We start from the raw sequence: 12,743 nt of genomic DNA on the forward strand, positions 1-12,743 counted from the left end.
GGTTTGAAATTATTTAAGAAAATACCTTTTGTGGAAATTAAGGAAATCCCTGATATGATCAAGGATTTTCTAAACTCGGATATTTCTTACGCTGAGGGCCACCTCTTTTCGCCTGCCAATATTAAAGCTAAGATTGCAGCGAAAAGTGCTGATTTCACCTCCGCACACCGGAAAGTGCTCTATGAAGTAATGCGGGAGCAGAATGCTGGATTGCAGGATGAAGTACAGCGTCAGCATCTGGATCTGCTTCGGGAAAGCACTACATTTACTGTGACCACGGGTCATCAGCTGAACCTGTATACAGGTCCCGTATTTTTCATCTACAAAATTCTTCAAACCATAAAAACTGCCACCTATCTCAAATCACAGTTTTCGGAATACGATTTCGTACCTGTGTTCTGGATGGCTACAGAGGACCACGATTTGGAGGAAATCAGTTTTTTCAATACCGAAAACCAGCGTTATGACCTGTCTGCCACTTCAGGTGGCGCAGTGGGCCGTATTGTTCTGGACGATGTGTCGTTTATTGACGGTTTCGCACAGGAATTCAAGGATACGGTATTTGGTACCGAATTGATTTTGATGATGAAGGAGGCCTATACTCCCGGCAATACGTTGGCTGAAGCAACGCGCAAGCTGGTGAACCGGCTTTTTGCGGAGTATGGCCTTCTGATTATTGACGGCGATGATGCACGTCTAAAACGGCTCATGATTCCGGCTTTCCGCGAAGAACTGATTAATTCTGAAATATTGAAAAACACAACATCCAGGGTAGAGTTTCTGACCGCGCGGTATGGTAAAGTGCAGGTCAATCCGCGGGAGGTCAATCTTTTTTACCTCACTGAAAGCAGGAATCGGATTGATAAGTTAGGTGGAGAATTTGTGCTGGCCGACAGTGACCGGACATTTACCCAGGATGAGATCATCAGCGAACTTAAAAGTCACCCCGAAAGATTCAGTCCAAATGCGTTGATGAGACCTGTGTACCAGGAATCGGTTCTACCAAATATAGCCTATATCGGTGGAAATGCCGAGATCATGTACTGGCTGGAACTGACAGGCTATTTTCAGGACAAAAACATTCCCTTTCCGGTTCTGATTCCGCGAAACTCCTTTTTAAATATCAGCAGTAAAACACTTAGCAAATTGTCCAGGCATTCGCTTGAGATCGATGATTTCTTCGGAGATTATAGTGAGGTAATCAATTCCAAAATCCTGCAGGACAACGCAATCCTGAAATTGCTGAATGAAAAGGAAGAGGAAGTGGCCGCGGCTTTCAAATCCATCCGCGAAATGGCTGCCAGAACCGAAAAGAGTTTTGGGAACCTGGTTGCTGCAGAAGAAACCCGACAGCTTAAATCCTATAAAAGAATGTGCCGGCGGCTGCTTCGTGCCGAGAAGGTAAAACAGTATGAGCGCGTAACCGCACTTCAGAATCTTTTTTTAAAGGTGCATCCGGGTGGGAAGTGGCAGGAACGGGTGTATAATTTCAGTGTATATTACGCTTTTGAAGGTAATTCTTGGCTTAAATCTTGTTTGGAGGAAATGGATGTACATACGTCCAGTTTGGTAGTGATGGTAGATTAATCCTAAAGCCTTAATTTTGTAAGGAATTCTTGTAATAAAGATGATGAAGAAAATATTCATAATGTCCGTCTTCCTGCTGTTCAGCAGTGTTTCGGCGCAACAGAAAATGCATACTGTGGCCAAAGGCGACAATGCCTACAACATTGCCCGCAAATACGGCATTTCACTTGACGAGTTTTATAAACTTAATCCTGCGGCCAAAAGTGGTAACCTCAAAATCGGAGATAAAGTTACTGTTAAAAACGGTTCTGCTGCCTCTGCCTCCTCAGCGGTTAGTTACATTACCGTCCAGTCCGGACAAACACTGTACGGTCTGCTCAGACAGTATAAAATCAGTGAAGCTGAACTCCGAAAGCTGAATCCGGGTCTGGAATCCAACCTTAAGATTGGCGACCGTATTGCTTTGCCTGCTTCTAACGTCAGCCGCTACGCAGACAGCAATACTTCGGGTACTTCTGAAAAAGCAAAACCATCTGCGCCCGTATCTGCATCTGCCAACACCTACACTTCCAGCGGAATATCTTCTGACAATTTTGTTACCTATACTGTGCAGTCCGGCGATACAACTTTTGGCATCGTTAATAAATTTTCGGTAAGTCTGGATGATCTGATAAGGCTGAACCCGGATCTTGCGAAGGGCCTTAGAAGCGGAATGGTTTTGAAGGTGAAGCCGGCTGATAAAGCGTATGTTAAAAAGTCCGGCGATGAACTTAATGTTGTGGTCATGCTTCCTTTCGGTTATGAGTCCGGCGACAGCAAGTATAGAACTATGTCCCTGGATTTCCTTTCGGGAGCCAAGCTCGCTATAGAAAGAAATGCACGCCGCGGGCAGAAACTGAATGTCAAAATTGTAGATGCGGGAAGTGAGGCCACCTTTAAGAACTCACTAACTCAAATTAACAGAGATAATACCGATCTGATCGTAGGTCCACTTTTCAAATCCAGTATACTTGAAGTGCTGGACTATGTGAAGGACAGCAAAATCCCGATTGTTGCACCTTTTGCCAATTCAGATGACCTTTATGGATTCAGTAATCTTATTATTGTTGAAACTAACGAGCAGACTTATGCGGACCGCATCATCCAGGAAGTAAAAACTGCCCACACTGACCAGAGAATTTTTATAGTTGCAGATGGTGACCGTACCCACGCAAATTATATCCGAACCGGACTTATAAAGGCACTTAAGAATCCAAATATACAGTTGGTGAACTCACCGTCAGAGATTACGGCAGATACGAATATGATGACAGGACAATCAGTGCCCGTGATCGCGGTTCTGGCCAGCAATGATGACAGTACAGGGCAGGCGTTTGCCGAAAAGATGATCGCAATGTCCGGTGAGGTGCAGGGAATGAAAGCATTCAGTATGTTTTACGTACCTGCATTTGAAAAGAAGGCCGACGAGCTTGGTAAGGCTAGTTTAGTGTACGTAATGGACAGAACCATTAATACAGAAGGTTCTTTTGAAAAAGAGATTCTGTCTGAATTCAACAGAAAATATTGCAAAACCCCCGGTAAGTACGCAATTATCGGTTTTGATGTGATGAATGATATGTTAAGCCGCGAAAACAGCCGCGGTGAGATCTTCAGTCAGATGGGTAAGACCCAGACTCAGTTGGCAACCAAATTTGAATTTGAACGTATACATAGAAACGGTGCTTACGTTAATACAGGTTACCGTGTAGTCCGTTTGGTACCCTGAAAACTTATTTCTTAAAGAAGTGCGGCATTGAAAATACATTTCAATGCCGTTTATTTTACGTAAATTTGCCGCATTAATTACTAATTAAAGTAGATGAAAGCACTTGTATTTCCTGGGCAAGGTTCACAGTTTGTTGGAATGGGAAAAGAACTATACGATTCCCGCAAAGACATCAAAGACCTGATGGAATCTGCCAATGATGTCCTTGGATTTGATATATTGTCGCTGATGTTCAGCGGTGCTGAGGAAGATCTTAAAAAGACAGAAATAACCCAACCTGCCATTTTTATCCATTCTTTGGCTGCACTGAAAGCTACTGATGCATTGGGCACCGAAATGGTTGCAGGGCATTCACTGGGTGAATTTTCCGCGCTGGTGGCAAACGGAGTGCTCTCTTTTCAGGATGGTTTGAAACTGGTGCATGAGCGTGCCAGGGCCATGCAGGAAGCCTGTGATGCTCATCCAAGTTCAATGGCTGCTATCCTGGGGCTGGAAGACAGTAAAGTGGAGGAAATTTGCGCCTCTGTAAATGGAGTGGTCGTTCCTGCTAATTATAACTGTCCGGGTCAGCTGGTAATCTCCGGCGAAACTGAAGCGGTTGAAGAGGCCTGTGTACGGATGAAAGAAGCCGGTGCGAAACGGGCGCTTTTGCTTCCCGTGAACGGAGCCTTCCATTCACCTCTGATGCAGTCTGCTCAGGATCGTCTGGCGATGGCTATTTCAAATACAAAATTCAGAAATTCTACAATTCCCGTATATCAGAACATAACGACTACTGCCGTATCTGATCCTGAAGAAATCAAGAATAACCTGATTGCCCAACTCACTGGACCTGTGAAATGGACCCAAAGTGTTCAGAATATGATTAAGGATGGTGCTACAAAGTTCGTTGAAGTCGGACCGGGTAAAACTTTACAGGGTCTTATTAAAAAGATAAACTCCGAAGTCGTAATTTCATAATCTGCTTATGATGGGCAGAATATTTTCGCCGGGAAAATTATTGCTGACTTCAGAATACTTTGTCCTGGACGGTGCTCTTGCTCTGGCTGTTCCTACAACGCCGGGTCAGGAGTTTTTTTTTGAAGAAAAGGAAAACGGCCGAAGCGAAGTCTTTTGGGAGGCATTACATCAGGGCCACCCTTGGCTGCAGGTGAAGCTGGATTATAAAACCTGGACCATTCTGGATACCAATTTACCGCAACCGGCAGAATTTGTGCTTCGTCTGTTGCAGTATATCCAGCAATATTCACCTACAAAATTTCAAGGTTCTGACACCTATTACCTCAAAACCAACCTGCAGTTTCCGGCAGATTATGGTTTAGGCAGCAGTTCTACGTTGATAAATAATATAGCTGAGTGGTCGGCCTGTGATGCCTATGCTCTAAATGAGATACTCTTGCATGGCAGTGGCTATGATATTGCAGTTGCGCGGGAGAAGAATGCAGTACTGTTCCAGAACTCTCCGGAACTGATGGTGGAAGTGGTGAACTATTCGCCGCCATTTAAAGATGACTTAATTTTTGTGCACATTAACCGCAAACAGGACAGCCGTGCGGGAATTAAGCTTTACCGTAGTAAGGAAAAGTCTGCGGAACTGATCAACCGGTTTTCCGCGTTGACTCAGGAAATTTATGAATGTACTGCGTTGCATGATTTTCTGGAATTATTGGAACTTCATGAAAATTTGGTTTCAGAATTCCTGGGAATACCGAAGGTTAAAGATCAATTGTTCACCGAGTACCCCGGAACCATCAAAAGTCTGGGCGCCTGGGGCGGCGATTTTGTAATGGCCTCCAGGGTTAAAGACTATCGTTCCTGGTTTGCGTCGCGTGGCTATACACGGGTTTTTGAGTGGGATGAATTGATTTCAGCCAAACCGTAAATGATTCTGTGCAAAATATTGGTGACCAATATCATTGTGTTTTAACATGTATAGCTTAGTAAATTTGCTTAAATTTGGCCCATTCAATTCGAAAAAAATCTATTTCTAGCATGAAACACATCAAAATTATTCAGCAGCTGAATGATCTGGGTATAACAGGTTATCAGGAAGTGGTGTACAATCCGTCTTATGAAGAACTTTTCCAGGCTGAGAACTCAGCAAAGAACGAAGGATTTGAGAAAGGCATCCTGACTGAGTCGGGCGCAATGTCCGTAAAGACCGGAATCTTCACAGGCCGTTCTCCGAAGGACCGTTATATTGTCCTGGACGACGAAACGCGTGACACTATTTATTGGGACGGCAAAGTAAACCTGCCTACATCCCCGGAAATATTCGCAAGCTGCAAATCTTTGGTTATGGACCAGCTGTCCAAATCCGAGAAGATTTATGTTGTTGATGCGTTTTGTGGCACCAACCCCGATACTCGTCTTAAGGTGAGATTCATTATGGAAGTGGCCTGGCAGGCACACTTTGTAACCAATATGTTTATCCGCCCTTCCAACCATGAGCTTGAAAACTTTGGTGCACCGGATTTTATGGTGATCAACGGTTCCAAAACTACTAATCCTAACTGGCAGGAGCAGGGATTGAACTCCGAGAATTTCGTGATGTTCAATCTTACAGAAAAGATGCAGATCATTGGCGGTACCTGGTATGGCGGCGAAATGAAGAAAGGAATGTTCGCTATGATGAATTATTACCTGCCGCTTAAAGGAATGGCTTCAATGCACTGTTCTGCAAATGTTGGTGAAGAAGGCGATGTGGCCCTTTTCTTCGGACTTTCAGGTACCGGAAAAACTACACTTTCTGCAGATCCAAAAAGATACCTGATTGGTGACGATGAGCACGGTTGGGACAATAACGGTGTCTTTAACTATGAAGGCGGTTGCTATGCCAAGGTAATTGATCTTTCTGAAGAAAAAGAACCCGATATTTTCAGAGCCATCAAGAGAGATGCACTTCTGGAAAATGTTGTTGTAGACGAAAATGGTAAGATTGATTACACAGACGGATCTATTACGGAGAATACGCGTGTTTCCTACCCGATATATCATATTAACAAAATTGTCCTTCCTTCCAAGGCCGGTCATGCAAGTAAGATCGTTTATCTTTCTGCTGACGCGTTTGGTGTATTGCCACCGGTTTCTGTACTTACTGAAGACCAGGCTCAGTATCACTTCCTTTGCGGCTATACCTCAAAACTTGCTGGCACCGAAAGAGGAATTACTGCACCTGAACCTTCTTTTTCACCAGCGTTTGGTGAGGCTTTCCTTACCCTGCACCCTACAATGTACTCCAAAACACTTATTGGAAAGATGAAGGAGCATGGAGCTAAAGCATATCTTGTAAATACAGGCTGGAACGGTACCGGAAAAAGAATTTCCCTGAAAGATACACGTGCGATAATTGATGCAATTATCGACGGCTCAATAGACCGTGCAGAAAAGGTGACTATTCCGATTATGAACCTGGAGGTTCCGACAGCATTACCTAATGTATCTGAAGGAATCCTTGATCCGCGTGATACTTATGAAAATCCTTCAGAATGGGAAACTAAGGCCAAAGACCTTGCTGCCAGATATATCAAGAATTTTGAGCAGTATTGTGACTCCGATGAAGCGAAGAAATTAATACCTTCAGGACCTCAACTTTAAAAAGTCAGGTTTCGAATTGAAAAATCCCCGAATTTATTTTCGGGGATTTTTTGTGGTTAATTATTTAGGCTTAAAATAGCCAGCCTGTAGCCTTTTATTCCGAAGCCAGTGATCACACCGTCTGTATGCGCTGCGGTTACGGATTTTTGGCGGAATTCCTCGCGTTTGTAAATGTTGGATATATGAACCTCCACCTTTGCCGCTGAGATGTTTTTCAGGCAGTCTGCCAGCGCGTAGGAATAGTGTGTATAAGCGCCGGGATTGATTATAAGCGCATCATAGTTGGCCTCCTGTAAACGGTTGATCAGATCGCCTTCCACATTGGATTGGTAGAAATCAATATGATGTGTACTGAACTCAGCCTTGAGCGATTTTAGTACTTCCTCCATAGTCGTGTGGCCATAAATCTCCGGTTCCCTTGTGCCCAGCAAATTCAGGTTAGGACCGTTTACAATCAGTATATTCATATAGGGTAGATTTATCTCAAATTTAGACATAAAAAAACTTCCGAAAAAATTTCGGAAGTTACTTGGTAGCCCGTAGGGGAATATTAATATACTTCAATAAAACACAATAAATATTCATTTCGTTGATTTTAAATAATTTACAAATATTTAAGAAACATTAAAGCGTTATAAACAATATTGAACATCCCTTGAATTTGTCCCTGATTTTTGAAGTAGGGACCAAAATCAATTCAGTTCAACCTTCTTAATTTAGTCATAATTATTTAGAACGATTTTGGAGTAATCGAACAATAAGTGAAAGACTGAAAACTTGTCTTTTGTTTCATTTGATTTTTGGTGTAGAGACCTGTAAGAACCTTCAAAGTTTGGTGCAAGAATCTCAGACTGCAAATCTTTAATAGTAGTCAAATTTTTATTAGATTTTAACTTTTTATTTATTATTGGAAAAATTGAAGAATGGGATATTTTGGGGTTTTCAATAAATCCGATTTGCCCTTCATAAGGTATTCGTCCTTTTACATAGCTTCTCTGTGAAAACTTTATAGTATCACCTATGTAAGCAATAGAATCTGTATTAGTTTTAATTCTTTTACATTCTATTGCAAAATAAGTCAACTTATCTTCTAAATCTAATTTCAAATAAGGATAATCAATTTTAATATCTATTTTATCGTCATGCATTAAACCATCCTTAGCATCATAATATGATTCAGCAGATTCCTTATTGATAAAATTCTCTATTGAATATTCATTAATGGGGCTGTCATTTAAAAGATTGATATTTTCCCTCATATAATCATCAACAAGTCCATTTCTTAAAAAATCTTCTTGCTTTATTTTCCCCCTTGTAGCATAATCATATTTCTTTCCATCCTTTAAAATAAGATGATAGCAGTCAATTACATATCTCATTATTTTCCTAACATGAGATTCTATAACCCGATTTCTATTCTTTTTAAAATTATCGGCGTTACTAATCATTGGCAGAAATGTTATTAAGACGTTTTAATTCTGCTTCTTGAATAGCCTGCTTAAATTCTGCAACATCATACCATGCCATTGCACGATGCCAACATTTATATTCATTTGGCTTTATAATATAAAAAGAATCACTTTCAAATCCTTTTATATCCTTTTGAATATATAGATTTTTTGATGGGTCGCTGGTATCTGTTATTCTTTCAATAGTCAAATTATTTGCCAGTTTCTCCAAAACATCTTTTTCATCAGTATTTTTAGGATATGATATTTTTTCTTTTGGCTTTTTGTCTGTAATAATGAAATTCATTGCAATGAAATGTCTCATTGTAAAAATCTCAACTTTTACAAACTCATCATAATATATTTCCTCAAATTCTTTTATGTAAACATCGGCATATTTCTCTAAAACTTGTTTTTGGTTACGGTGGTCAGAATCATTAAAATTAGTAACAAGATGCTGTTTGCTTTGTTGAAACTGATAACGAGAGACATTTAAAGCATAATCAATTAAATCCTTCTCGTAGTCTTTGACACCATAAGAGTCATTAATTATTTGATTATTTTTTTGGAGCAAAAAATGATTTACAGAAGGCTTTCCAAGATTAAATTTGTCATAAAAAGTGGCATAATATTCAATAATTGATTTAGCATTATTAACCAATTTTTCTAATACTGATTTATCAAAATCAAGCAATGGCATCCTTAGTAATTCTTCATCAAATCTTATAGCGGGTCTAGTTGCTACTCCCCAGGCACCAGAAATTAGAAAAAGAAAGTATTGACTTAAATCAGATTTAAGTAAAGAATATAATAATAATATAATATTTTCAGTTTTTGAAGAGATAGAAAACACCCCTTTTCTAAAAACAAAATCCTCACTTGAAAAAGAAATTAGTGGTTCTGATTCATTAAGAGCCTGTTCTTTAAATAAAACTTTATTGCCCAAAAAAATATTTTTATCTCTCCCCCTCGACAAATAAACGTCTTCTTTATTTAGAGATTTGTAATTTTTGGTATTAGTGTAGCCCTGTTCAATCTGAGAGTTTTCTAAAATTTTCATTCCAATTAATTCTGGAAAAAAATTCGGATCTTTCCCTCTTTCTATACCAGCCCCTTTATAGATAGTGTTATTATTGATAATTGACCCAATATTTTTTTGAGGTAATACTTTCAAGAAATTAAAATCCAAATAACTTCCATATAAGGCAACCTTAAACATCCAATCATTTTCTAAAAAATATTTCTGTGGTAACGCTTTTTGATCAAACCTTTCAATAACTAACATTTTGAAATATTTGATAAAACGATTAAATTTAACTGATTGATGATTAATTATATTCTTTTGGCAATCATTATCTTTTGATAGTCTAAAATAAACGATACTAGCAGGACTATTTTTCTTCTCAAAAATTAATCTTCTTACTGGGGATAAATCAAAAAACTTTTCTACACAAAATGTAGTTAAGAAATCCTTTTTAAATCCTTTAGTTTTTTGTGAAACATTATAGAAAATTGTACTAGTAACAATGAGTGCCGATTGTGTTTCATCACTCATAAAATCTTTAGCTCTCAAAAGAAATGACTGAGCAATTTCAAATCTGCCAACTGTTTTTTTATTGTCCTTTAACCATTTAACATGAACTACATCTTCTTTTTTGCTTTTCCATGGTGGATTCCCCAATATAAATTTTGGTGGATTATTTTTTATTACTTTATTAAAATCATGTGACTTATCAAAGAAATTAGCTTTGAAAAGATTAGTCCCTAAAAGATTAGGGAATGGATACTTATCAATGTCTTTTGGCTGTTGATAATCCAATAATGCTATATAAATTGAGAAACAAGTAACTTTTAGAGCCTCTTCATTTATATCAATTCCAAACAGATTATTTTTAGCAATTTCTCTAATTTTGTTACTAAATTCATTTTTATTTGAATCTCCATTAAGTTCAATTTCTTTTTCAATCATTCTTCTCAAAGATTGAACTAAGAATATTCCCGAGCCAACTGCAACCTCAAAAATTTTACATTCTGAAACATTATTTTGATTCAGATATTTATCAACAGTATCTGATAAAATATAATCAACTAAAAAAGACGGAGTATAAACTGCTGAATCTAAATCTTTAGTCTCATCATCAATCAAAGATTCATAAATACCCGATATTACTTCAACAGGAATAATTGAAAAATCAAAAATCTCAAAGAAAGAGCCTTCAAATAAAGAGCCTTGTTGCTCAAGCTCTCCTTTAAAAACATCAGCTAAATAATTTGCTTGAATTTGATTTAACTTTATATCTGTCTCTTTGAAAAGAACACCATTGAAATTATCATTAAGTCTTTCAAATAATTGATTGAGTTTTTCAGGTTCTGAAATTAAAAGAATAAAGTTTTTTCTTTTTTCATTAAGTGATTCGCCTGAAATATACGCCTCATCAATCTTGATACCTCTATCAATTAAATATCGAATAAAAATTAATCTTAGAATCAAAGAATTGGCAGATTTCTCATCAAGAAAATTTGATTTTGTTTTATCAGTTAAATAATTTCGTACATCTTTAATGTTTTGAAATAGTCTCTGATTAACCCGTGTTTGGTTTTCGTTTTTTTTAGACAAGTATTCATCTTGAAACCAAGCCCAAGTTTCCCCCGACTGCAAACTCCAAAAAGAAAATTTCTCGTCTCTTTCTTCATCAGATATTTCAACCTCTTGGAGATAACCGCCTCTACCATCTTTATTTTTGATATAATTTAAAGCATTATAGATAGAAATATCTTTGTCTTTTAATATAAAAACGATTGGGGAATTATCAAAAGACCAAACTTTTTTATGTATCTCAGATTCTTTATTTAAATCATCAGAATTGGTTAAATCAAAAAACAGTAATAAAGGTTGGTTATTGAATACATAGACTGCATCGGGAGAAATTCTTTTAATTTTATTTAGGATATCCGGATGAAAATCAAAATCATAAGAGCCATCCTGTTCATTTTTATAAAAAACAGTATTTTCCAAGTTTAACTTAATCAGAAGTTTATGTAGTTCAGAATTTTTCACCTTATTGCAAAGTTACAATAAAATATAATTCTTGCCGATTAAAAAACATTACCAAATCCCCTTGTCCCAATATTTAAATTATTAAATCAAATTTCTCCATTGCGGTTGCTTTTATTTCATCAGCAATATCTATATAGGGTTTCATGGCGCTGTAATCACTATGTCCAGTCCACTTCATTACTACTTGCGGAGGAATCCCAAGTGATAATGCATTGCAAATAAATGTTCTTCTACCGCAGTGAGTTCCAAGTAAAGAATATTTCGGTAACACTTCGTCAATTCTTTTTTTTCCCATATAATAAGTCTGCGTAATAGGTTCATCAATTTCTACTAACTCTGCCAACTCCTTTAGGTAGTCATTCATTTTTTGATTGCTAATAACGGGTAAAGCTCTATTTTGCACAAAATCTTCATCTTTGTATTTTAACAAAATTTCACGACTATGCGCATTAAGGTCGATTGTGAGATTATCAGATGTTTTTATAGAATTTATTTCAATGTGTTTTTCTTTGACGTCCGATTTCCGTAAATTAAAAACATCAGAATATCGCAGACCGGTAAAGCATTGAAATAAGAAAACGTCCCGAATTTTTTCAAGATGTTTTTTGTTTTCGGGAATTACATATTCACGAAATCTCTTCAATTCATCCTGTGAAAGAAAAATAACTTTTTTCGGAATGTTCTTTAGTTTTGGTTGAAATAGTTCGAAATAGGAATTTGTTTGATATCCTTTTCTTTTTGCCCATTTTAAAAACCACTTTAAAGACTTAAACTCTTTCAGAATAGTAGAGTTTTTATGATTTTTTGATTCCAAAAAATGTTGGAACTTGTTATAGCCCTCCTCATCCAAGTTGTCAAATTTTAAATTGGGATTAAATTCTGTTAACTTGTTTTTTAGCGTATTCATCTTCATCAAGGTTTTATCTTTCCAATATGAGTTTCTTGATTCTTCTTGAGTAAATAGGTCAAAAACATCAAAAAAAGACTTTTCTTCTACAATTTCAGTTTTCGAAGTTCTCCCAACTTCGCAATTAAAAGATTCACGGAATTGTTTTGAGCATGGAGACATTACATCAACTTCAAATTTTTGAAAAGTTCTTTGACAAGCCGATTCAAATTCTTGAATTTTCCTGTTGATAATGCTTGCGAAAATTTTCTTATCGCCGTGAGTTGTATTGGCCTTACAGCGTTGTGTTTCCTTGCTCCATTTTTGTATTTCTACTCTATATCCCAAATTGAAAGCCACAATATTGCCATCCCACTTAATGCGATATCGCAGTTTTGCAGTAGGATTGTCTTTTTCCCTGTCAAGAAGAAATTGAGCGTGATACTTTATATTCATATTAGA

At 37.6% G+C, this 12,743-nt stretch carries 9 protein-coding genes; 5 read left to right on the top strand and 4 right to left on the bottom strand.

Translation table 11 applies throughout. From position 1 onward, the window contains the following. Nucleotides 1-3 precede the first annotated feature (3 nt). The 5 genes from bshC (at nucleotide 4) to pckA (ending at nucleotide 6,889) form a co-directional block, all read left to right on the top strand. Nucleotides 4-1,587, top strand: coding sequence for a bacillithiol biosynthesis cysteine-adding enzyme BshC (gene bshC, locus F7R58_RS01135; RefSeq protein WP_317132566.1), 1,584 nt, complete (start codon nucleotides 4-6; stop codon nucleotides 1,585-1,587). Between the two features lie 43 nt (nucleotides 1,588-1,630). Continuing rightward, on the top strand, nucleotides 1,631-3,292 hold the full coding sequence (locus tag F7R58_RS01140; RefSeq protein WP_158065335.1) for a LysM peptidoglycan-binding domain-containing protein: 1,662 nt from the start codon (nucleotides 1,631-1,633) through the stop codon (nucleotides 3,290-3,292). Between the two features lie 93 nt (nucleotides 3,293-3,385). Further along, nucleotides 3,386-4,252, top strand: a complete 867-nt coding sequence (gene fabD, locus F7R58_RS01145) for an ACP S-malonyltransferase (RefSeq protein ID WP_158063192.1) — start codon at nucleotides 3,386-3,388, stop codon at nucleotides 4,250-4,252. Between the two features lie 7 nt (nucleotides 4,253-4,259). Then, the gene (locus F7R58_RS01150; protein ID WP_229723828.1) at nucleotides 4,260-5,174 is read left to right on the top strand and encodes a GYDIA family GHMP kinase; all 915 of its coding nucleotides are present in this window, start codon (nucleotides 4,260-4,262) and stop codon (nucleotides 5,172-5,174) included. A 110-nt stretch (nucleotides 5,175-5,284) separates the two neighbouring features. Further along, nucleotides 5,285-6,889 carry a phosphoenolpyruvate carboxykinase (ATP) gene (pckA, locus tag F7R58_RS01155; protein WP_158063193.1) on the top strand — a complete coding sequence of 535 codons (1,605 nt, stop codon included), beginning with the start codon at nucleotides 5,285-5,287 and terminating at the stop codon, nucleotides 6,887-6,889. A gap of 56 nt (nucleotides 6,890-6,945) precedes the next feature. Here pckA and aroQ read toward each other — a convergent pair whose 3' ends face one another. The 4 genes from aroQ to F7R58_RS01175 form a co-directional block, all read right to left on the bottom strand. Continuing rightward, entirely contained in the window at nucleotides 6,946-7,356 is a 411-nt protein-coding gene (gene aroQ / locus F7R58_RS01160) for a type II 3-dehydroquinate dehydratase (RefSeq protein ID WP_158063194.1), read from the bottom strand. A gap of 249 nt (nucleotides 7,357-7,605) precedes the next feature. Beyond that, the gene (locus F7R58_RS01165; protein ID WP_139351752.1) at nucleotides 7,606-8,268 is read right to left on the bottom strand and encodes a hypothetical protein; all 663 of its coding nucleotides are present in this window, start codon (nucleotides 8,266-8,268) and stop codon (nucleotides 7,606-7,608) included. A 61-nt stretch (nucleotides 8,269-8,329) separates the two neighbouring features. Beyond that, the gene (locus F7R58_RS01170; RefSeq protein ID WP_228050545.1) at nucleotides 8,330-11,353 is read right to left on the bottom strand and encodes an Eco57I restriction-modification methylase domain-containing protein; all 3,024 of its coding nucleotides are present in this window, start codon (nucleotides 11,351-11,353) and stop codon (nucleotides 8,330-8,332) included. A 115-nt stretch (nucleotides 11,354-11,468) separates the two neighbouring features. Beyond that, nucleotides 11,469-12,737, bottom strand: coding sequence for a site-specific integrase (locus F7R58_RS01175; RefSeq protein ID WP_024564037.1), 1,269 nt, complete (start codon nucleotides 12,735-12,737; stop codon nucleotides 11,469-11,471). Nucleotides 12,738-12,743 lie beyond the last annotated feature (6 nt).

It is taken from the genome of Chryseobacterium sp. (genome assembly GCF_008831505.1).
Taxonomy (GTDB): Bacteria; Bacteroidota; Bacteroidia; order Flavobacteriales; family Weeksellaceae; genus Marnyiella.